20 protein-coding genes are annotated in these 22,303 nt (G+C 46.2%); all 20 read right to left on the reverse strand.

The genetic code is table 11. The features are described 5' to 3' along the window. Positions 1–170: 170 nt before the first annotated feature. Positions 171–1,295 carry a murein hydrolase activator EnvC family protein gene (locus tag BUA78_RS14880; protein ID WP_072916068.1) on the reverse strand — a complete coding sequence of 375 codons (1,125 nt, stop codon included), beginning with the start codon at positions 1,293–1,295 and terminating at the stop codon, positions 171–173. 30 nt (positions 1,296–1,325) lie between these two features. Continuing rightward, entirely contained in the window at positions 1,326–2,213 is an 888-nt protein-coding gene (gene ftsX, locus BUA78_RS14885; RefSeq protein ID WP_072916071.1) for a permease-like cell division protein FtsX, read from the reverse strand. Further along, positions 2,203–2,889, reverse strand: a complete 687-nt coding sequence (gene ftsE, locus BUA78_RS14890; protein WP_072916079.1) for a cell division ATP-binding protein FtsE — start codon at positions 2,887–2,889, stop codon at positions 2,203–2,205. The genes ftsX and ftsE overlap by 11 nt, the downstream gene beginning before the upstream one ends. A 214-nt stretch (positions 2,890–3,103) precedes the next feature. Further along, a complete protein-coding gene (locus tag BUA78_RS14895; protein WP_072916081.1) occupies positions 3,104–4,528 on the reverse strand; it encodes an MBOAT family O-acyltransferase in 1,425 nt (474 codons plus the stop codon). Between the two features lie 10 nt (positions 4,529–4,538). Then, a complete protein-coding gene (locus tag BUA78_RS14900; RefSeq protein ID WP_072916084.1) occupies positions 4,539–5,612 on the reverse strand; it encodes an SGNH/GDSL hydrolase family protein in 1,074 nt (357 codons plus the stop codon). 9 nt (positions 5,613–5,621) lie between these two features. Continuing rightward, complete coding sequence (locus BUA78_RS14905; protein ID WP_072916086.1) at positions 5,622–7,295, reverse strand: glycoside hydrolase family 26 protein; 1,674 nt, start codon at positions 7,293–7,295, stop codon at positions 5,622–5,624. 378 nt (positions 7,296–7,673) lie between these two features. Beyond that, positions 7,674–8,615 (reverse strand): transketolase family protein, encoded by a 942-nt coding sequence (locus tag BUA78_RS14910; protein WP_072916089.1) that lies wholly within the window; start codon positions 8,613–8,615, stop codon positions 7,674–7,676. Between the two features lie 91 nt (positions 8,616–8,706). Next, positions 8,707–9,522 (reverse strand): transketolase, encoded by an 816-nt coding sequence (locus BUA78_RS14915; protein WP_072916091.1) that lies wholly within the window; start codon positions 9,520–9,522, stop codon positions 8,707–8,709. 21 nt (positions 9,523–9,543) lie between these two features. Then, positions 9,544–10,401: a YitT family protein gene (locus BUA78_RS14920; protein ID WP_072916094.1), complete on the reverse strand. Its 858-nt coding sequence runs from the start codon at positions 10,399–10,401 to the stop codon at positions 9,544–9,546. A 211-nt stretch (positions 10,402–10,612) separates the two neighbouring features. After that, the gene (locus BUA78_RS14925) at positions 10,613–11,806 is read right to left on the reverse strand and encodes a DHHW family protein (protein ID WP_072916096.1); all 1,194 of its coding nucleotides are present in this window, start codon (positions 11,804–11,806) and stop codon (positions 10,613–10,615) included. A 24-nt stretch (positions 11,807–11,830) separates the two neighbouring features. Next, positions 11,831–13,225, reverse strand: a complete 1,395-nt coding sequence (locus BUA78_RS14930) for an MBOAT family O-acyltransferase (RefSeq protein WP_072916099.1) — start codon at positions 13,223–13,225, stop codon at positions 11,831–11,833. A 257-nt stretch (positions 13,226–13,482) separates the two neighbouring features. Then, a protein-coding gene (prfB, locus tag BUA78_RS14935) for a peptide chain release factor 2 (RefSeq protein ID WP_139257411.1) occupies positions 13,483–14,593 on the reverse strand; the annotation gives its coding sequence in 2 pieces (ribosomal slippage) (positions 13,483–14,520 and positions 14,522–14,593; 1,110 coding nt in all). A 100-nt stretch (positions 14,594–14,693) separates the two neighbouring features. Further along, a complete protein-coding gene (gene secA, locus BUA78_RS14940) occupies positions 14,694–17,306 on the reverse strand; it encodes a preprotein translocase subunit SecA (protein ID WP_072916100.1) in 2,613 nt (870 codons plus the stop codon). A gap of 281 nt (positions 17,307–17,587) precedes the next feature. Continuing rightward, positions 17,588–18,106 (reverse strand): ribosome hibernation-promoting factor, HPF/YfiA family, encoded by a 519-nt coding sequence (hpf, locus tag BUA78_RS14945; protein ID WP_072916103.1) that lies wholly within the window; start codon positions 18,104–18,106, stop codon positions 17,588–17,590. Positions 18,107–18,244: 138 nt separating this feature from the next. Further along, positions 18,245–18,442 carry a cold shock domain-containing protein gene (locus BUA78_RS14950; protein WP_072916106.1) on the reverse strand — a complete coding sequence of 66 codons (198 nt, stop codon included), beginning with the start codon at positions 18,440–18,442 and terminating at the stop codon, positions 18,245–18,247. Between the two features lie 356 nt (positions 18,443–18,798). Next, complete coding sequence (locus BUA78_RS14955; RefSeq protein WP_072916175.1) at positions 18,799–19,533, reverse strand: ComF family protein; 735 nt, start codon at positions 19,531–19,533, stop codon at positions 18,799–18,801. Positions 19,534–19,627: 94 nt separating this feature from the next. Next, positions 19,628–19,837: a hypothetical protein gene (locus BUA78_RS14960; RefSeq protein WP_072916108.1), complete on the reverse strand. Its 210-nt coding sequence runs from the start codon at positions 19,835–19,837 to the stop codon at positions 19,628–19,630. Between the two features lie 62 nt (positions 19,838–19,899). After that, positions 19,900–20,118: a DUF2922 domain-containing protein gene (locus BUA78_RS14965; RefSeq protein ID WP_072916110.1), complete on the reverse strand. Its 219-nt coding sequence runs from the start codon at positions 20,116–20,118 to the stop codon at positions 19,900–19,902. 20 nt (positions 20,119–20,138) lie between these two features. Beyond that, positions 20,139–20,495, reverse strand: coding sequence for a DUF1659 domain-containing protein (locus BUA78_RS20690; RefSeq protein WP_238456842.1), 357 nt, complete (start codon positions 20,493–20,495; stop codon positions 20,139–20,141). 103 nt (positions 20,496–20,598) lie between these two features. After that, positions 20,599–22,296: a sensor domain-containing diguanylate cyclase gene (locus BUA78_RS14975; RefSeq protein WP_238456843.1), complete on the reverse strand. Its 1,698-nt coding sequence runs from the start codon at positions 22,294–22,296 to the stop codon at positions 20,599–20,601. Positions 22,297–22,303: the final 7 nt, after the last annotated feature.

Here is a 22,303-nt window from a genome sequence, read left to right on the forward strand (position 1 = left end):
AGGCACCGAATAAAAATACCCTAGTCAATCATACTGCTTAAAATAGAGGGAAGATTCATTAACACCTGCCCACTCTTTTTTATTTATAGTAAAAAGCCGGGGGTTGCCCGGCTTTACTTACACTTTCAAATATAAGAATTCCATTGAGAAAGTATACAAAAAGCTAAGCTTTACAAATAGTTATGGGGACTAACCGGTGTACCATCCTTCCGTACTTCAAAGTGTAAGTGCGGACCGGTGGACATGCCGGTGCTGCCGACCTTGGCAATGGCCGAACCCTTGGTTACAACCTGGTCCTTACTGACCAGCTGAGCAGAGCAGTGACCATAAAGACTTACTACGCCACCGCCGTGATCAATCATGACTACCTTGCCATAGCCAGTCATGGTGCCCGAGTAAATAACTGTACCATCAGCTGGGGCTATGATGTTAACTCCGGTGGGCGCCGGGATATCGATACCGGCGTGAAAACGGTTCTGCTTTAAAATGGGGTGAAGGCGATTGCCGAAGGGAGAAGATATTTTGGTATAGCCCGGCAATGGCCAGCTAAAGACACCCCCGGCATAGTTGCCGCCCTTTTTAGCATTCTCCAAGGCAATCTGCCTGAGGATATTTTCTTCCTGGGCCTCCAGACGATCTACTTCCGTAGCCGTTTGTTTTAAGTCCTGCTTGGCTTCATTTAGCAACGATTCTTTTTCTTGCTGCGCTTTGGCCAGGGACTGTTTCACCATTTCTTGCTCATTTTTTAATGCGGCAATCTGCTGAGCCCTGGTTTCTAAAGCACTTTTATATTCTTCAATTTGCTTTTTTTCTACCGTAATACGATCTACCACGGACTTGTCACTCTGGACCATCCGCAACAAAAACTCCAGGCGGTTGGTAAAGTCTCCAAAGCTGCCGGCATTTAATAAAACCTCCAGATAACTAACCGGGCCACCTTGGTACATCCCTTTGACCCGCTTTTTGAGTTGCTCGTTACTGTCATCCAGACGTTTCTCAGCCTCGGCCAGATCCTTTTTGGTCTCTTGCAGTCGGCTAACAGCGCTGCTCAAAGTTCCCTGCAGGTCTTTAATCTGCTGGTTCTTCTGATTAATAGAATTGTTAATACTAACGATTTGTTGGGTGTAATCTTTAACAACTTTTTGTTGCTTCTGTTCCTGATTTTTCTTCTGATTAATTTGACTACGCACATTGTTTAATTGCTGATCCAGGGCCGTGTTTGCTAATACCGGTGTTGCTGTCAATAACAACCCCAGGGTCAGGACAGTTATTTTCCGAGTCCAGTTACCTCGCACCGATGATCAACTCCAAATTCATTCATATCGTTAAACCTTTAAAAACCTGCGTAAAGAAAACCAGCTGCCCAGGGCACCGATGAAAATACCCAGGCCAATCATGCTACCTAAAATGGAGAGAATTACTTGAGACTCATTTACCAGTTGGATAAAGGGCAGTGAAACTTTTACTTTTTGCATTAGGGACAGGTAACCTAAATCTACCACGAGTATGGCCAGCAACCCTCCGGTAAGGCCTAAGACAATACCCTCCAGCATAAAGGGGAACCGCACAAACCAGTTGGTGGCTCCTAATACCTTCATAATACCAATCTCCCGCCGCCGGGCAAAGACCGACATGCGAATGGTGGTGGCAATTAGAAAAACCGCCGCCAGAGTTAACAATCCCAGGGTAACGATACTGGCCAAGCGAACCCATTTTGTGACATTGAGCAGTTTTTCCACCACACCCTGACCGTAACGAACCTGCTCAATGCCATTGATTTTTTCCAGGGCACGAGCCGCTGCAGGCACCGCTTCCGCAGTCTTGGTTTTAATGCGGAAGGCATCGGGCAGAGGGTTGCTGTCTTCCAAGGATTCCAAAATATCTGACCGCTCACCAAAACTTTGCTTCATATCCTTAAGAGCCTGTTCTTTGGAAATAAATTCGATGGTGCTCACCGCAGAATTCTCTTTAATCTTATCTTTAATGCGGTCCCGCTCAACCTTGCCCACATCTTCCTTTAGAAAGGCGGTAATTTCCACACTGCTTTCCACCGATTGGGCCAGTTTTTCTGCATTGACCACCAGCAATAACGAAGCCCCCAGAATAATGAGTGATACGGTGACAATGCCGATGGAAGAAACAGATAACCAGCTATTTCTAACCAACGAGGTAAAGGCTTCCTTAAAGAAGTATTTAATGGAATTAAGGTTCACGGCGGTACACCCCGCTCTCTTCATCCCGCACAATACCGCCGTTTTGTAAAGCAATAACGCGCTTTTTCATCGTGTTAACAATATCTGAGGCGTGGGTTACCATCAGAATGGTGGTCCCCCGGCGATTAATGTCTTGAAAGAGATTCATAATTTCCCAAGAGGTGTCCGGATCCAGATTGCCTGTGGGTTCGTCGGCAATAATGATCAGCGGGTTATTGACGATCGCCCTGGCGATGCCTACCCTTTGCTGCTCTCCACCGGACATTTGGGCTGGCAGCAAATCACCTTTGTCCTTTAGGCCCACCTGCTCCAACACTGCCGGTACCAGGCGCTTGATCTCCCGACTGGAGGTACCGGTAATCTCCAAGGCAAAGGCAACATTTTCTGCTGCCGTTTTTTGCGGTAACAGGCGAAAATCTTGAAATACCATGCCGATCTTACGGCGTAGGTGAGGGACTTCTCTGGGCTTCATCCGTAAAATATTCTTGCCATTAAACATAACTTGGCCCCGGGTAGGCAGCTCCTCCCGGAAGATTAGTTTAATCAAGGTAGATTTACCCGCACCGCTGGGCCCCACCAAGAAAGCAAATTCACCCTTTTTAATATGTAAAGATAAATCAGAAACAGCCTTAACACCGTTTTCATAGACTTTAGAAACATTATAGAGCTGTATCATGACGAACTCCCACGTGTAGATTTTAGTACCAATTTTACGTACCAACTACTCAACTTCGACGCTATTTCCCAAATTCCTTTAGAATTCGCTTAGAAAAACTTGGCTTGCTTATGCTGAGGAGTACGCCAAGTCTTTATGCGTACCCTATAGGGCAGCAGCTAGTTTGCCCTTGGGCATATCGGAAAGGGCTCTCTTTTCCTCTGGTTTCTGACCGTTAAAAACGGAAATAAATAAACCCTGTTGCTTGGGTTTTTACCGCTAACAGCAGTACACAAATGAGCAGCGTGTACGACATCCCCCGCAGCGGTGCCGGTACCACCCGGTGCCACAGATCGGCTAATTTACCCTCGTTTTTGCGGCAAAAATGTTCAATTAGATGGAGTAGATACAGTCCCAAGACTAGCCCAAAGTACATCGTGAAACCAGATAATTGACCCAGCGTAGCCGGGTTAAGCATACTTTTAGTCATAGCCACCGCCAGGGTAAGACTACCTGCCCGGAAAAACACCCACGTGATGCAAATAATATGAAAGAATACAGCTACACAGAGTAGACGGTAGCCAAGACTCTCCCCAAGCGACTGGGGTAAAAGTCTCTTCTTAATGTCCAGGTAAAGCTTATGCCCCACCAACAGAGCTCCGTGCAACAACCCCCAGGCTACAAAGGTCCAAGCCGCCCCATGCCAGAGTCCGGAAATCCCCATGGCCAGGAATAAATTTACATACTGCCGCAGTGTTCCCTTGCGGGAGCCACCCAAGGGGATGTAGATATAGTCCTGAATCCATTTGGAAAGAGAAATATGCCACCTTTTCCAAAATTCCGTGATATTGGCACTAACATAGGGGGTAACAAAGTTTTGCACTAACTTCACCCCAAACAAATAGCCAACGCCCACAGCCATATCACTGTAAGCAGAAAAATCAAAATACAATTGAAAGGTATACAAATAAGCCGCAGCCCAGGATTGGGCGCCATTGGTAAGGGCGGCTGGCGTAAATAACGTCTCTACATAGGCGGCAAGGTTATCGGCAATTAATAGTTTCTTACTTAAACCAAGGATAATTAAATATACCCCATATTTAAACTCAGGAAGTGAAAACCTGTGCTGCTGCACCTTTGCCAGTTGTGGTAGCAATTCCTGCCCCCGCATGATCGGCCCTGCCACCAGCTTGGCAAAAAAAGACATATACACCCAGAACAACAGGAAATTTCGGCAGGGAGAGATCCGCTGCTGTCGTACATCCACCAGGTAAGAAATGAGTTGAAAGGTGTAAAAGGAAATGCCCAGCGGTAAAATAAGTTGACTAATTAGCTGATCAATGACTGGCCACTGAATCCCTAACAATCTCTCTACATTTTGTGTCATAAATAAGGAATATTTAAACAAGATTAGGTTGGCAATGTTCAAAACCAAGGCCAAAATAAACAGGGCTTTCCCCCTGGCAGTAGCAAATTCCCTAGCCAACCGATAGCTGATCCAGGATACTACCAGAAACAACACCAAAAATCCTGGTCCGGAAACAGCATAAAAAAGCATACTGGCAACGGCCAGCAGGGGTAACCGAAGGGACGGTAAGGCATAGTATAAAGCCACCGTCAGCAATAATAGAGTCATAAATTCTGGAGAATTAAACAGCATAACCGATCCCCTACTCTTTGATCTCGCGATACAGTATCTGCGCCAGTTGCTGGTACCCCGCCGGGGTCAAGTGCACATGGTCGGTAAAGTAAGCCTGGTCCAGATCATTTTCCAAGTTAAGAAACTTCACAGGCTTGTCCTGAAAATACGCATCAATTTTTTGCAGATTCTCCTGGTAACCCGCCTTGGTTACATTCTTTTGCATCAGCCTTTGATTGATCGGGGCCAGGAAAAAGACCACGTTTTTGCCCGCCACTTGCTCCATCACTTTATTCAGCAGCAAAATCTGCGGATTCGTAGTATCCATGACAAAGGGCTGGTCTGATAAACCCTTTTGATACTCCGGCTTGTCTAGAAGTTCTGCCAACCCTGGTTTTTCATACCAGGGGCGGGTGTCCGGTGCCTCACTGTCCCCTTGCTTCAGGACAGCTTTGGTTTGCTGCAGCACCGATAAGGTAATGTAGTCTTTATACTTCAAAATCGGGATTAACGGATAAAGCTTGGTTTCATAGAACTTCTTCATGGCTTCGTTCAGGGATTGTTGCTTAGCTTCACCCCTTTGGTTAATGGCCAGGTGATTTCTCACCAAAGCAAAGGTGGCCGGGTCTCGCTGCTTAAATTCCTGATCCAGCCAAAACACGATCGGCGGGTCGGGCTGCCGTTCCGTAAAACCCTGGTAAATGAGATTGATCACTAGATGTTCGGTGGAAATACCATGCTGCTTTAGTTTTAACAGCATGGTATAAATATCGCCCATTTGCATGGCTGGCATGGCCAGGTTGAAAACCCGTCGGGGCTGACCTTGGTCCTGTGAGATATCCTCCATATAATGGGATATGGATTGCCGGGGTCCACCGGGGCCGCTATAGGCCACGGAGTCTCCCAGCACAACAATATAATCCCTAAGACCTTCTGTCTGAATTTGCTGGCTTACAACATCTAAAACCAAATCCAGATCGGAAACCTTATTTTTAGTCACTTCATAATTGATCCGCCCGTTGTAGATTAACTCCCTTGGCAGGGCAAAGAGCAGAATCATTTGAACTGCTAGGAAAAAGAGGACTGCGTAGCTAAGACCGCGCACGTTACCACCCTACTCTTTTTGTTTTCCATTGGCTGGTTGAGGTTCATCCTGAGGTTCTTCCTGAGATTTTACCTTAGGATATTGCTGCAGACCTTCCTTCATCACTTTGATGATAGCTGAAGTCTGATCAATGCGGTAGGTTCTAGCTGGCATGGTGCCATCCCAGTCAATGCCATTCCACCAAATCATCACTTTTATGTTTTTGTAGCGATGCATATTAGCAAAGGCTTCATTGATCCAGGCAAACTTATCCCCACCATAGTGATTGGAGCCAAACTCTGTAATCATAAAGGGTTTATTCGGAAACATCTCCAGATACTCTTGATACAAAGGATCGTAAATTTGCGTGAAGCCCCGCCATTTTTCACCGGGATAATAGGTACCGGTGTTATAACCAGTGAGCCCTACAATATCCACATATTCATCCCCGGGATAATAACTCGCGGGATAATTCCATTTGAAGTCGGGAAAGGAAGTGTCATGGGGGTTCCATATCCACAGGGCATTATCTACCCCTTGCTCCCGAAAAATCTTGTAGATATACCGCCATACTTCAACATACAAACTGGCATCCTTGGAACTGTGATAAGCCGAATAGGAACACCAATCTCCGTTCATTTCATTGTTTAGGCGAAACAGCACCGGCTTACCAAAGGCTTTAACCTCCCGTGCATAATTGGTGAGGAATTGATCATATACCCCATTTAAGATATCGTAGGTTTTAGGGTTGTTGAAATCCTCGCCGGAGCCGATCATCTGTAAAGTAAGTTCAACAATTTTCTGATGTTGCCAGGCCTTCTCCAAGGTTTCTTTAACCGGCGCCTTGGTCAGGCTGGTGTAGTTTAGAACAAAGTCAAAGCTGTAGTTTAGTTGCTTTTCTAAATTTAGTAAATAATCGGGCTCCAAGGGGAAAGTATATTCGTAGATACCCCAGGATTGTTGATCACCTTTAAAATATTGGGTCAATACCTCATTTGCTTCCTTAGATAAAGGAAAATTACGCGGGCTGTCTTGTTTCAAGGAATAGCTGGCTATTCCTTGTTTGGGCATCACGGTAAAGGTTTTAACCATTTGAGGCACCAGTTGATTCAAGCTTTCCAGAGAGGTGGACTTAAAAAACAGGGTGTAAATTTCCTGTTGATTAACAATGATATCTACAGTTGCATAGGCATTTTTATCATTGGCCACTCTTGTTAATTGCGGTCGTACCCACCATAATTGCTTGGTTAGTTTGCCATTAACCTTTTCCTGTTTGTTTTTAATAATCTGCACCTGATCTTTACCCGTAGTAATGGGTCTGTTGCCATAATTAACATAGGCATCGGGTGAAATGGTTAATGGTTGGTAATAAATTTCCACCCTTGTATTGGCATCCGCCAAAGTAGTTCTTACCGGAGAAGCAGTGACATCCACCCACATGGCAGAGGGGTATTGAATTTGATAGCCATCGGGGTAATTTTTCAGGGTATTCAGAGAGCCGTGCTCGATAATTTTGGTATCCCGCTGAAAATCCGGGGTGGTAACAACCAGGCCATCCACAATAATGGTTGGTGCTACCGCAGGCGGGGACGCTTGCGCAATCCCGGCGGCATAACCGGGAATGACACTGACCATATACATTAGGCAAGCTAAAAACAAGATACCTAGCCCACGCCGTGATTTCCGTAGTAATTGGTTTCTCAAAGAATAACTCTCCTTCCACATATAAACAACTTATTTAGTATAATTTTCTACACAGTTCTGTAGAATCCTGTTACTCTTTGTCAGCTTGTAGAAATTGTCAAAAAAGAAAGCTTCCCACCTTACGAGAAGCCTTTTAAAAGTAAATTTATGGCTGTTGGTTAGTAAAATACTAAGGCATAGGCCATTCCCGTAAAAGACAATGCCAGGACAACCGATAAAATCAGCCTTACCAACAAAATATCCCACCTCCTAATTCGACGTTTTTCTGTGAAGTAAGTTCAACAAGATAACCTAACATCCTTCATTTTCCATATCCTACAAAGCCAAAAAGACCCTGGCTTAGGTATTGCATTTAGCCAGGGTCTCCAATTACCATCTTTATTTCTTTTTAGCAATAACTTTCTTAGCGGCTTCTACGATACCGGCGGAAGTAAGACCAAAGTGCTCCAACAGTTCGGCAGGTTTGCCGGATTCACCAAAGGTGTCCCGTACGCCTACCCGCTGCAGGGGAACGGCGTGATGTTCCGCTAAAGTCTCAGCCACAGCACTACCTAAACCACCAATGATGGAATGTTCTTCAGCCGTTACTACGGCACCGCACTCCCGGGCGGCTTCTACAATGGCAAAGATATCCAGAGGCTTGATGGTATGTACATCCACCACTTTAGCCTGAATTCCGACCGTAGCCAAAGCTTCGGCAGCCTCTAAAGCAGCAGAGACCATAATGCCGGTAGCCACCAGAGCCACATCACTACCCTGTCGCAGGGTTACTGCCTCCCCGGGGGTAAATTTGAAATCCTCTCCGTGAATGGTCGGCACACCGGAACGACCCAGGCGGATATAAACAGGTCCCTGAATTTCGACAGCGGCCCGTAGGCAAGCCGCAGTTTCCACCGCGTCAGCAGGTACAAACACCGTCATGCCCGGCAGGGCCCGCATAATGGCAATGTCTTCAATGGACTGGTGAGAGCCACCGTCTTCACCAACGGTAACACCCGCGTGGGTGGCAGCAATTTTTACGTTAAGCTTCGGATAGCAGATACTGTTGCGAATTTGTTCAAAAGCCCGTCCAGTGGCAAACATAGCAAAGGTACTGGCAAAGGGGATTTTACCCACAGTGGCAAGCCCTGCGGCGGTGGACATCAGGTTGCCTTCGGCAATACCCATATTAAAGAAACGATCGGGGTACGTTTTCATAAAATCATGGGTTTTGGTGGACTTGGATAGGTCTGCATCCAGTACCACTACATTTTTATTATCAGCTCCCAGGCGAACCAGTTCTTGTCCATAGGCCTCCCGGGTGGCAATCTTCTTGGTCATGGTAAACCTCCTGCTTATCGGTATTTCTTAGGGGTCCTTTTGGCCGTCGGCCTGTTTGTCGAAACGATAAAACCGCTATTCTACACTAATCTCACGCTAATTCAGCCAGCGCCTGCTCCACCTGCTCGGGCTTGGGGGCGTTACCATGCCAGCCAACTTGGTTTTCCATAAAGGAAACACCTTTACCCTTGACGGTTTTGGCAATAATCATGGTTGGCTTGCCTTTCGTAGCCTGGGCTTCCGCCAGGGCTTGCAGGATTTGCTTGATATCGTGGCCGTCTATTTCTATCACATGCCAGTTGAAGGCCCGCCATTTTTCCGGTAGGGGCGCCACATTCATAACCACATCCACCGGACCGTCTATTTGCAGATTATTGTAATCCAGAAAGGCAGTAAGGTTATCTAATTTAAAATGACCGGCGGCCATGGCTGCTTCCCAGATTTGACCCTCCTGAACCTCGCCATCTCCCAGCAGGGCATAGACCCGTTGGTTTCCGCCGTCTAAACGCAAGCCTAGAGCCATCCCAATGGCCGTGGAAAAGCCCTGTCCCAAGGAGCCGGTGGACATCTCCACACCGGGCAGTTTCTTCATATCCGGGTGGCCCTGCAAACGGCTGCCTAGTTTGCGTAGGGTTTTTAGCTCCTCCACAGGAAAATAACCCTTTTCTGCCAAAGCTGCATACAACACCGGAGCGGCATGGCCCTTGGATAACACAAAGCGGTCACGTCCGGCCCAGTCTGGTTTTTCCGGGTCTAATTTCATGGTGTCAAAGTAGAGTACGCTAATCATGTCTGCCGCCGAAAGGGAACCTCCGGGGTGTCCGGAACCGGCTTCACCCAGCATAGTAACAATATGCCGTCGAATGGCTTTGGCCCGTTCCTGTAAACTCTGAATCTTTTCGTTCATCCTTTTCCCTCCAGAATTAAATTATTGCTTATTTTGAGGTTCTAATTCTTTAAAACCTTCCCCAAGTACTTCGTGTACATCGGCCAATATGATAAAGGCGATGGGGTCTTCTTCTCTGACAATTTTCTTTAGCCGAGTAACCTCGGAGCGTCCCACCACCGAAATGAGCACTTCTTGCTCACTGCCGCTGTACATACCCCTGGCCTTCCAAGAGGTTGCACTGCGATCCAGTTCTTTAATAATAGCTTGGCTAATGGCATCGGCCCGTTTAGTAATAATCATAAATGCCTTGGCCGAGCTAAAGCCTTCGATGACCAAATCAATAATCCAGGAAGCCAGAAAAATAGTAATGAGAGCGTACATCGCTAGTTCCGCCGAACGGAACACCAAGCCTGCCCATAGTACCACAATACCATCTATAATAAAAAGTAATTGACCAATATTAATCCCTACATAGGTGCGGAGGATGGCAGCCAACAGTTCCGTTCCCCCGGTGGTACTATTAAAACGAAAGACCATGCCCAACCCAATACCCATAAGGACGCCTCCGTATAAACTGGCCAACAGCAAGTCCTCGGTGACGACCGGGATATAAGGTACCAGCAGATCTACAAAGACGGATAAAGCGACGGTGCCGAAAATCGAATTGACCGTATAACGCCAGCCCAACCGCAAGATGGACCAGATAAATAGCGGGATGTTCAACACCAGCATGACCAGCCCCACCGGCCATTGAAACATATGATATAAAATGGTGGCAACACCACTAAGGCCACCGGCTGCTATCTTAGCAGGAACCAGGAAGGCATCCAGGGCGATGGCTGTTAAAATAACTCCAATGGTTACACCCAGATAATCCTTTAACCAACGTAAGAACATGAATAAACCCTTTCGTTATTTTAGATTGATTAGACACAATTTATCATACCCCGAAAATTTACAGCCTATTTAGTGTTCTCTTTTAAGATGCTATTTCCTTCCAGACCAGAAAAAATCCTGTCGAAATAGGGTGCAAAGAGAGTGCTAACGGTGACAACCCGCAAACACTTCCTCTCGAATACGATCCTTCCGTTTTTTTAAGTAGGCTTTATCATCTTTGCACCAGCTTTAGAAGAAGTTTTGGAAAATCCTCTTCTATCAAAGTATCCGTGTTGTTGATAAACAACACTTCCTGTATTTTGTTATCCCGAATTAATTGCACCACACCTTCCTTGTAATGGCGAGGATCGACAACATAGATCTCCTCATAATGCGGGATTAAAAACGGCACAAAGGCATTGCCATAGGAGTCCTTAATCACTAAAATCTTTTTGCCATTTTTTACCTGAGTCACAATCTTGCCCAAAGGGATATCGCCGCCTAAAAAGATGCCGTATTTATTTTTGTTTTGGGCATGAGCCATTTCTAGAACCTCTCGTTGCACAGGGGTGTTGCTCCAGTATACATAATATTGATGCTCGGTAAAGGGCTGATACAATTGCAGTGTATCCGGTTTTTTTTCAAGATTCTTGTTTAAGGTTAGGGTATGCAGGGAGCCAAGAAAGGGAGCCAGTTCCTGAACGGCATATTTTTCCAAGGGAACAGCCTTGTCTCCGGTGGCCTTCATCAGCGCAGTATAGGCACGATAAGCACCCAGGGCTGTCCAGTGGTGGTCCGTTCTAAAGTACAGGTATTCTCCCCAACTCTCTTTTAGGGTGGCATAGGCATCCACCGGCGTTACCCGGTGCAACCGCTTATTTACGAAATCAATGCTGTTCTTTTCCGGGGCCGATACCTCTTTGCTCTTCTTATTAGCCACAAATTCAATTTGCGTGGGGGCAATTAACGAATATATCTTGACCCCGTCTGATAGTCGTTCTTGCAAATTGTTGATGGCAGTGGCATAAAGCCCTAAGGCCTGTGGATTAAAGTAATGAATATACATGGCCCGATCCTTGAGCAGGAGGATACTCCCTGTCTTGCCTGGTTCCCCGGCAGCAAAATTCGCTCCGGTATGGTCTACAATGGTAGCTTGATCTTCCCTGGAAAAGCCACGTAACTCTTTAATATCCCGGCTAAGGTTGACAAAGTTCTCCCGAAAAATAAAGGTGTCGGCAAAATATTCTTCAAACTCTTTACAATAATCCCCGGCAAATAATTTTTCCGTGGTCAGCTTCGGTCTTTCTTTTAACGCTCTGTTCTCCAGTTGGGAAATGGTTGGCTTGTCACTGATTACGTTCAAAAATCCTAAACAAAACAGAGTAGCTAAAAACAACACAATATTAGCGTACAGCACCTTTTTCATCTCTTATTCACCTATCTTATGTACTTAAAACCTAAAGTAGAGAAACGGGTTATAGCTATTACCCACCAAAAGAACGGAACAAACTATTAATAAGGCGAAGCAAATCACTGGCTTGCCAACTTCCAGATAGCGCCCCCAGGGATTTTTCAAACTCTGCAATTTAGCTAGCACCGGGGTGCAGCCAATGATCGCCAGAGCTAGGAATGTACAATTGTTGTAAATAGCGGTTATGACATCCTGATTTACTAACTGGCGATTGGCCAAACCAAACATAATGCCTAGGAAATCAATCGCCTTGGCAAATTCTGTGTAGTAGAAGAACACCCAGCCCACCAATGCAGCCACCAATAAATAGACATGAGAAAACACCTTAGGAAGTTTGGCAAAAAGGCTAAGTAAGAACTTCTTCTCCAGCATAATCAGCAGACCATAATATAGACCCCAGACAATGAAATTCCAACTGGCACCATGCCAAAAGCCGGTTAAAAACCAAACTACAAACATATTCCTTATATGATGGCTGCGATTACCACCCAGGGGTATATAGACATAGTCCCGAAAAAAACTGCCCAGGGAAATGTGCCAGCGCCGCCAAAATTCGGTGGCTGAGGTTGAAACATAGGGATGGTTAAAGTTCTCTTTAAAAGTAAAGCCGAACATTCTACCCAATCCTATGGCCATATCCGAGTAACCGGAAAAGTCAAAATAGATTTGCAGGGCAAATAAAGTAATGCCGAACCACGCTCCCAGCACAGTAGCCTCTGCTAAATTGCCGTTCAGATAAGCTCCGGCCAGTTCCCCCGCCGTGTTGGCTAAAAGCACCTTTTTAGCCAAACCGATGGTAAAGCGAGTGATTCCTTCACTAAAACCAGCGAGAGTAATCACCCGCTGGTCAATTTGTTGGGCAATATCCTTATAGCGTACGATGGGGCCTGCCACCAATTGGGGAAAGAGGGAAATATAAAGTAACAATTTCGGAAAAGACTTCTGGCATGTCATTTCTCCCCGGTAAACATCAACCACATAGCAAATGGCCTGGAAGGTGTAAAAGGAAATGCCTAAGGGCAAGCCATATTGATAGTAGGGCAACTGAGTATGGAACAAAAGGTTGATATTTTCCGCAAAAAAGGCGGAGTATTTAAAAAAGGCCAATACGGCAAGATTCGCCGTAATAGCCGAGATCAAAGCCGCCTTACTCTGCCAGCGTCCCCGATATTTCTCCACCTTGAGTCCAAAGTAATAGTCTACCAGCACCGTAAACAACAGCAGACTAACCCAAACCGGTTCTCCCCAGGCATAGAAGAGCAAGGAAGCCAGGATTAAAACAAAATTACGATAGGTTTGATTCTTAATGATAAAAAACAGTAGTAACGTTATGGGCAAAAAAGCATACAGAAAAATCAGGCTGGAAAAAACCAATCCTTTCTCCTCCAAAATATCAATTTACGACAATAAGAATGTAGTTCTATAATTGTTGCTTATATTCCTTTTAGTTATTGGGAAGTAGGAGTTTTGGGAAAAATCTAGAGTTTTTATCTAAATCGTTGTAAAAGAAAGTAAAAACCTCTACCAACGGTAGAGGCCGGATGAAGCGTTCATCCTTGACTGTGCAAGGGTAAGTATATCATAGTTTATATTTAAAATACACAGAGTTCCTAAAACATCAAGCAACCAGCTTAGTGTGTAGAACTAGCTTTATTCTTTAAGTAAGATGCGATAAACTCATCGATGGCTCCATCCATTACGGCATGAACATTGCCAATTTCTTCGCCGGTGCGATGGTCCTTTACCAGGCTATAAGGGTGGAAAACATATGAACGAATTTGACTGCCCCAGGCAATCTCCTTTTGATCACCCCGCAAAGAAGCCAACTCCTCTTCTTTTTTACGCAATTCCAGGTCAATGAGTTTGGACTTTAATAGCTTCATGGCGGCCACACGGTTGAAAGTTTGGGATCGTTCATTTTGGCAGGCCACCACAATACCTGTAGGTAGGTGAGTAATCCGCACAGCCGAGTCGGTCTTGTTAACGTGCTGACCTCCCGCTCCTCCAGAACGATAGGTATCGATTTTCAATTCCTCCGGCCGGATAGTAACCGCCACTTCATCCTCAACCACCGGCAGTACATCCACCGAGGCAAAGGAAGTATGCCGACGGCCCGCCGTATCAAAGGGAGAAATGCGTACAAGCCGGTGCACCCCCTTTTCACAGCGCAGGTAGCCATAAGCATTCGGACCGGACACCTGGATGGTAGCACTCTTAATACCCGCCTCATCGCCGGGGAGAAGATCCAAGATCTCTACCTTAAAACCATGGTTCTCGCAATAGCGAGTATACATGCGAAAGAGCATCTGTGCCCAATCTTGAGATTCGGTACCACCAGCACCGGGGTGTAGGGACAAAATAGCATCGCCTCGGTCGTAAGGGCCAGACAGCAATACCTCCAGTTCAGTATCGTCTACCCCTTTAGTCAGAGACGCCAGTTCTGTCAGCAGTTCTTCATCCAACAAGAGGTCCTGCTCTTCCAGACACAACTCCCACATCACTTCCAAATCCTGATGAGCGGATTCCAATGCCTTAAAGGCACCTACCCGATCCTTAAGCTTGGTTAACCTCTGGTTAACTTTCTGACTTTGTTCCACGTTATCCCAAAAACCCTGCTGCATCATTTCTCGTTCCAGTTTTTCTATTTCCTCTTGCTGCCTATCAATGTCAAAGAGAAACCCTCAAATCTTGGATACGCTTCCCCAACTTCTCTAAATCACGCCTTACTTCGGTATCTAGCAAAGGGATTCATCCTTTCTTAAGTAACTACATCACCAGAAATTCATACTAGAAAATGTACTAAATACTAAAAGGGGTCAAACCCCTTTTAGTATTCTCTGTATTATTTACCGCAGCATTTTTTGTATTTTTTACCGCTGCCACAGGGGCATTCGTCATTTCTTCCCACCTGTGATTCTTTACGAATTGGCTTCTGTCCCTCTTCTTCATAGCGGTTTTCTACCACTTGCCGCTGCTGTCTTTCTTGAGGAGTTACCATATTCACCCGAAAGACATAACGAACTACATCATCCTGGATATTGGCAATCATGTTATTAAACATTTCGTAAGCTTCAAATTTATATTCTATGAGAGGATCTTTACTACCATAACCCCGTAAACCAATACCCTCCCGGAGCTGATCCATGGCATCCAGATGATCCATCCACTTTTCATCTACCAAACGCAACAGCACAATGCGTTCGATTTCACGCAGGGTTTCCACACCAAGCTCTTGCTCCCGCTGATGGTAAAACTCCATGGTTTTCTCTAAAAGTTCTTCCTTAAGCCCCTGGCGTCCCATATCCTCAAGGTCAGTTGGCTGCAGAGTATGGTTCGGCAGGTAGAGGTTCTCTGCATGCTCTAATAGGCTGGTTAAATCCCATTCTTCCTGGTGTACACCTTCAGGGCAATACATGTCGACTGAACGCTCCACCACAGTAGCGATGGTTTCTTTAATATTCTCAGCCATGTTCTCACCAGTCAACACTTTACGTCGCTGCTGGTAGATCACTTCACGCTGCTGGTTCATAACATCATCATAGTCTAATACGTGTTTACGAATGGAGAAGTTACGATTTTCCACACGTTTTTGTGCTGTCTCAATAGATTTACTAATGAGACCATGTTCAATAGGCACATCCTCTTCCATGCCCAAACGCTCCATCAGTCCAGCAATATTATCTGAACCAAACAAACGCATCAGATCATCTTCTAGGGAGATGTAAAACTGACTGGAACCGGGGTCACCCTGACGGCCTGAACGGCCCCGCAGCTGATTGTCAATCCGGCGGCTCTCATGGCGTTCGGTACCAATAATATGCAGCCCACCTTGCTCTACCACATGAGCTCGTTCTTCTTCACATTGCTTTTTAAATTGATCTAATAGCCGTTTAAACTCTTCGGGAGCTGTTTCCTCTGTCAGATCCTTTTTACGCAGCTCAATTCTAGCTTGAACTTCTGGATTGCCCCCCAACAAAATATCCGTACCACGACCAGCCATATTGGTAGCAATGGTTACTGCTTTAAAGCGACCCGCTTGGGCAATAATTTCTGCTTCTTTATCATGAACCTTAGCATTTAGTACCTGGTGAGGTACACCTCTCCTTTTTAATAGCGCACTCAGAAGCTCCGACTTAGCAATAGAAATAGTTCCCACCAAGACAGGTTGCCCGGTTTGATGTCTTGTTACAACATCTTCCACTACAGCTTTAAATTTGCTAGACTCTGTTTTATACACCACATCGGAAATATCATTACGAATCATTGGTTTATTGGTAGGAATCACAATAACTTCTAAGCCGTAGATCTTACGGAATTCTTCCTCCTCTGTAAGGGCCGTTCCGGTCATACCCGCTAATTTATGATACATCCGGAAATAGTTCTGGAAAGTAATCGTTGCTAAGGTTTGGGATTCTTTCTCTATTTTTACGCCCTCTTTGGCTTCAATAGACTGGTGCAATCCATCACTGTAACGACGACCAAACATCAGGCGACCGGTAAATTCATCTACAATGACTACCTCGCCATCCCTAACCACATAGTCCCGATCCCTATGCATCAAGCCATGTGCCTTCAGCGACTGATTTAAGTAGTGATTGATTTCCATATTTGATTCGTCATATAGGTTTTCTATACCCAGTAACTTTTCTGCCTTATCTACCCCTTCTTCTGTCAGCAATACATTGTGGGCCTTTTCATCAACGGTATAATCCGTATCGCGAACTAATTTAGGCACAATCTTAGCCATTTTATAATAAAGTTCCGTCGGTTTATCCGCAGCACCAGAAATAATTAGGGGTGTCCGGGCCTCATCAATTAAGATACTATCCACTTCGTCCACAATGACGTAGTGTAAATCCCGCTGCACTAATTGCTCCGGATTGTGAGCCATGTTATCTCTCAGGTAATCAAAGCCAAACTCATTATTCGTTCCGTAGGTAATATCCGCATTATAGGCTTGCCTGCGTTGTTCCGGGCTAAGTCCATGCACAATTAGCCCCACAGATAAACCTAGGAAACGGTATATTCTACCCATCCACTCACTGTCACGGGTAGCGAGGTAGTCGTTCACAGTAATTACATGAACGCCTTTGCCGGTTAAAGCATTTAGATAGACCGGCAAAGTAGCAACCAGGGTTTTACCTTCACCGGTTCTCATTTCTGCAATACGCCCCTGGTGCAGCACCATTCCACCGATTAACTGAACATCATAGTGCCGCATACCGAGTACTCGCTTAGAGGCCTCTCTAACAACAGCATAGGCTTCAGGCATAATATCATCCAGAGTTCGACCATTTTCCAGCAGTTGTTTAAATTCACTCGTTTTATTCCGCAATTGTTCATCTGTTAGACCAGCAATCTGAGATTCTAAGTCATTAACATCTTCTACAATGCGTTGCAGGCGCTTTACTTCCTTCGCATTGTCATCAAAAAGGTTCTTTATAAAATTAAACACGGTTGACCACCTTTCAGGTATATTGACTATTTCACTAAACGCAAGGAACCACAGAGGTTCCTTGCGATAGGTCTAGATATCTAGGCAACATTGTTATTTTATCACCCAATAAAAACAGAATCAAGAAATCTGCTTTCTTCTGTAATTTTCTCCTTTAAGCAAGCTTTTCCTTCTAAGGTGCGGGATTTTTATCATGGTAATAACTATTAAGTTTTCCAGTCAGCGGTATTTAAAAAACAAGGCACGCCACTGGGCGAGCCTTGTTTTTAGATCAACATCGTCTAGAATTCCGGTTCGATTAAGCCGTAGTTGCCGTCTTTTCTCTTATAAACCACATTGGTTTGTTCCGTTTCTGCATTGGAAAAGACAAAGAAATCGTGGCCCAGCAGGTTCATCTGCATAATGGCCTCATCCAAGGCCATGGGCTTAATAGCAAAGCGCTTGGTTTTAATTACTTGCGGCGATTCATCATCAAATCTTTCAATCTCTACCGTGTTGGTCAGGGCGCGACCGTTCCGGCGGTTGATTCTGCCCTTATAGCGTTCGATCTGGCGTTCCATTTTTTCGACCACCAGGTCAACGGATGAATACATCTCGGCGGTAGCTTCTTCGCCCCTAAGCAGCATACCGTTAACAGGGATAGTAACTTCAATCTTATGAGAGTCACCCTCAACCACCAAAGTGGCAATGGCTTCCCCCATGTTTTCTAAAAACCGATCCAGCTTGCCAAGGCGTTTTTCCACATAGTCCCGTAAGGCAGGAGTTACATCAATGTTTTTACCACGAACTTGTACTTTCACAAGCACCACTCCTTCCCAATGATCCCGGCATCCTGTGCCTTGTAATTATTATTCCCGAATTTAGCAGAAAATCCTGCAATATTTTAACAAAATTTTAAAACCCTGGCCAATGGCCAGGGTCGAAGTTTTCAATGTAAATTAACGCTTATAAACGTTAGCAGCTTGAGGACCACGAGCGCCTTCAACGATGTCGAATTCAACTTCTTGACCTTCAGCTAAAGATTTGAAACCTTCTTCTTGGATTGCGGAAAAGTGAACGAATACATCGCCACCTTCTTCTCTTTCAATAAAGCCATAACCTTTTTCCGCATTAAACCATTTTACCTTGCCGAGCATTTACATTCCTCGCTTTCAAAATACTTTCCAGGGAGCCTAGTAGGACTCACATGCGGATATATTACCACTATTATTTATTAACTGTCAAGTATTTCCGTTGTCGACTGTTTCCATCAGCTTGTCGAAAAATTCCTTGTTGAAGGACCTTTTCCTGTGGATAATGTGGATAAGTCTGTTAATAACCTATTAAATAAGGTGTTTTACTGTGGACATCCTATTTTCCTCGTGGTATATTTTGTCAAATTGTAATTTTTATTGGCATAAATTTTGTAAAGAAAAGTAACTTACAGTATTTTCCAGTCAATTGTAATCATTTACCAGTTTATACCATTTAATCAATTTGAGTCGAACCATTGCTACTTTCCTGCATTGGCTAAGGTGATAACGAAAATTTTGCCGGCCCCAGCAGCCTTTAACGTCTCTGCGATGGTTGAGGCGGTGGAGCCAGTGGTGAAAACATCATCTATTAACAAAAGGTTTCTTCCAAAGATATCGGCCGCTGGCCCTTTAAGCAAAAAGGCATCCTTAAGATTTTGTTTTCTTTCTTCCCTGGGGAGCCCTGTTTGAGGTGGGGTTTCTTTGTATTTAATCAGTGTCTCCCTCAGTAGGGGCAGTTTTAAACCCCTGGCCACTTCTTTAGCCAGCAGTTCTGCCTGGTTATAGCCCCGCTCCCATTGACGCTGGCGGGACAGGGGTACCGGCAGAATGGCTTCACATTGAGCCAAAGGAAGCTGCTGCTGGATAAGTTCCACCATTAAGCAAGCCAGCAGCGGTGCCAGCGACTTTCTGCCCTTAAATTTAAACAGGTGGATCGCCTGCCGCAGGACTCCTTCATAGGGCCCCACCGCCCTGGCTAGCTCAAAGGGCGGTGGCTGGCGGTGGCATGCCGGACACAGACTGGATGGCCGCCGGTGCCTGCTGCCCAAGGGCCTGCCACAAACCCGGCAATGGGGCTGTTTGGCCCAGCCTGCCAACCAACCGCGGCAGCTAGGACAGATTCCCTCGCTGTCACCCGTAACACTGCCACAAAGCTGACAGCCAGGATGGGTGGGGAAGAGAAGCTTTACCAGGGCCTCTAGCAGGGGATGCATAAAAATCATCCTTTGCCTAAATGTTTCCCCCTATTTCTCCAGCCGCTCGGAAATATCCTGCCGGGGCTACCACCGAGAGCATCCCTTTAGCCCCTCAAAGCTGATCCGACTGTAAATTAATAATTAGCAGGATTAAAGAAGCCGCTACCCCGCCCATTAAAGTGAGTAGCCACATAAGGATTTGCTCCTGCCGAGCTGCCAAACGTTCCAGGGCTGCTGCCTGGCGTTCCTGCCACTGTTTTAAATGGCCGACGTCTGCCTCCAGAGTCGAGACTTGTCGGGCCAGATTAAGTTCTATGGACATGGGAGAACCTCCTTTGGCTGAAGACCGATGGCCAAGGGGCGGGCTATGCCCGCCCCCATGCCTTAGATCAGTTCCAGTTCTGCTATATCGCGGCTGACTACTCTGGCTCCGGCCACTCCTACCAAACTACCGCCGGTGCTGGTGAAGATATCCTGGGTGACAATCTCGTCCATAACAGTTTTCACCTCGGCTGCCTGCAGATCCTCCCTGGGTTCTGTCACCCGAAGGGTTACTTTACTACCTGCGGTGTTAACAAAGACTAGTTCCAGTGTTTTACTCATGCGTTATTCCTCCTTGTTGGTTATTGGTTGATTAACTGGCTGTCATCTACCCGATAGATGCCCTGTACAGGGGTGGTCTGCAGGCTGTTGATAGCCATCGCCACTTCATGCAATTCCTGGTCCCCGGCGCTGGTCTTCACCTTGGAGTAGGTGCGGTTTACATAAACCGGATCACCGTTGCCGTTGACACCTTTCTGATAGCGCAGCTTCAGGCTGCAGGTATTGGGTTGTTTTACCACTGCCATGTTTGTTTCCTCCTTGTTTTTCAGGACCGGCCCCTTTGGTTTAGCGCTTGACCTTATTGTAGCGGAGCCTTCGGCAAAAGGAAAAAACCGACCCTGGCCTCCTAACAGCAAAAAAACTGCCAGTTTAGCCAAATCGGTTCTCCTGGGATAAAAACAACACCGACTTGGTGAAAATCGGTGTTGTTTTGAATGAAGTATAGAAGTTACAGAGAAATATATTGGCTATTCCAAGGAATCAACCTATATCCTTCCCCAGCCTAGCCCGCAGCTGCTTAATAAGCTGACTGTAAGCGATAGTACGGTCCCGTCCCAGTTCCTTGGCCCGGGCTGCTGCCTTTTCCGCTCCCTGGAAAATCTGATCTGGGTCGCTGTTGTCCTGGGGAAAGGTAGCCACACCTACAGAAACCGTCACCGTTACCTGCTGCCGGGCTTCCTCGGGGACCAGGCGGCGATCCCTCACCTCAATGCGAATATGCTCTGCCAACCGCAGGGCCTCTGTGGTATCCAAGCCTGGTGCCAGCACCGCCAACTCACCACCGCCGTAACGCCCTAAGATATCCGTTGGTTTGGTGATATCCCGCAGCACCCCTGCCACCAATTGAATTACCCCATCCCCTGCACCATGACCATGGCGGGAGTTAAAGCTCCGCAAATTGTCGATATCGATCAACAACAGCGAAACAGGGGTTTCTCCACTGTTGGCCCGTACCATGTGCTTTACAGCCTGACGATAGAACAGACGGTGGGTAAGAAAATCCGTCAAGCGATCCGTCGCTGAGAGATGCTGTATTTTTTCTTCCAATAGATCGTGGGATATCACAATACCTGCCTGCCCACCGATAATACTGAGCAATGGCACGGCTCTATCGTTAAAGGCGTAGGGCTTCATCTCCCCCAATACCAACAAGCCGGTCACTTCCCCCTGAAACAACAGTGGAATTACCAACACTGAACGAAACTGTTGGAAAGGTACTGCTGCCTCAGGAAGCATGTCCCTTACATCTTCGAGGCTCACCGGTTGCTTGGTGCTAATAGCCTGTCCCACTACCCCTTCGGTGGCAGAAATCACCACATTACACAGGTCTTCCTTCAGTGGCCCCTGGGCGGCACCGGGTAAAAAAAGCTGGCGGGAGTCCGACCAGAAAAAAATTACCGCCGTATGGTAGCCCACAATGCGACTGGTCTCCTGCAGAATTTGATTAAAAAATACCGCTGGCTCACCACTAAGGCGTAAGCCTTTCGACACTTGGAACAAGGCGGTTAATTCCTTGTTAGAGGTGGCAATATGTACATAGCGCCGCAGAATTATTTGGGCCACTAGTACCGGTAAAAATAAAATCAAAGCCCAACCGACACCCAGCTTAAGATAAACCATGGCCAGCAGCGCCCCATAGGGTGCGGTGATCAGATAGGTTAAACCATCCCAACGCCATACCTCCCAACCAAACAAATCCGGATAATCTCTGCGGCCGGGCAGCAAATAAAAATAAACCAGCAAGTGATTGATTAAAAAGTAGGCCAAGGTATATACCATGATGGGCAGGACTGTGCCATTCGTTAACTCAAAAAAAGTTGCCGCTCCGGTAGCGGCTAGAACATGCTGAGCACTGTTAAACAGAGTGGCGCGCAAGGGATTCCCTCGATTGGCAATACCCAGACCAATGAGGAAGATAAGTGCCGTTACAAAAGCTGTGGTCACGCCACCGCAGATGAGTTGGCTGGCTAAAACGATCACATAACCACCAGAAAGAAAGCCCTGGGCAAGGGGCACCGCCAACCATTCCGCCAATACCCCCAGTAGAATCAGCATAGCCATGGTGCTACCCTGATCTAAATTCAAAGCAGGGAAAACCTGCCATAGATAGCCAAAGCCTAAAAAAATGATTGTCCAGGTATATAGTAAACCAAGACCGCTACGTCTTGAAATATCCACCACCTCC

Origin of the sequence: Desulforamulus aeronauticus DSM 10349, assembly GCF_900142375.1 — a bacterium.
In the GTDB taxonomy this organism is placed as follows: Bacteria; Bacillota; Desulfotomaculia; order Desulfotomaculales; family Desulfotomaculaceae; genus Desulfotomaculum; species Desulfotomaculum aeronauticum.

Excerpts from the sequence above, each read along its gene's own strand:
- BUA78_RS14955 (WP_072916175.1), bottom strand. The coding sequence starts at position 19,533 with ATGCATCCCCTGCTAGAGGCCCTGGTAAAGCTTCTCTTCCCCACCCAT.
- ftsE (WP_072916079.1), bottom strand. The coding sequence starts at position 2,889 with ATGATACAGCTCTATAATGTTTCTAAAGTCTATGAAAACGGTGTTAAG.
- BUA78_RS14960 (WP_072916108.1), bottom strand. The coding sequence starts at position 19,837 with ATGTCCATAGAACTTAATCTGGCCCGACAAGTCTCGACTCTGGAGGCA.
- BUA78_RS14950 (WP_072916106.1), bottom strand. The coding sequence starts at position 18,442 with ATGCTCGGCAAGGTAAAATGGTTTAATGCGGAAAAAGGTTATGGCTTT.
- BUA78_RS14925 (WP_072916096.1), bottom strand. The coding sequence starts at position 11,806 with ATGAAAAAGGTGCTGTACGCTAATATTGTGTTGTTTTTAGCTACTCTG.
- BUA78_RS14920 (WP_072916094.1), bottom strand. The coding sequence starts at position 10,401 with ATGTTCTTACGTTGGTTAAAGGATTATCTGGGTGTAACCATTGGAGTT.
- BUA78_RS14895 (WP_072916081.1), bottom strand. The coding sequence starts at position 4,528 with ATGCTGTTTAATTCTCCAGAATTTATGACTCTATTATTGCTGACGGTG.
- BUA78_RS14915 (WP_072916091.1), bottom strand. The coding sequence starts at position 9,522 with ATGAACGAAAAGATTCAGAGTTTACAGGAACGGGCCAAAGCCATTCGA.
- BUA78_RS14910 (WP_072916089.1), bottom strand. The coding sequence starts at position 8,615 with ATGACCAAGAAGATTGCCACCCGGGAGGCCTATGGACAAGAACTGGTT.
- BUA78_RS14965 (WP_072916110.1), bottom strand. The coding sequence starts at position 20,118 with ATGAGTAAAACACTGGAACTAGTCTTTGTTAACACCGCAGGTAGTAAA.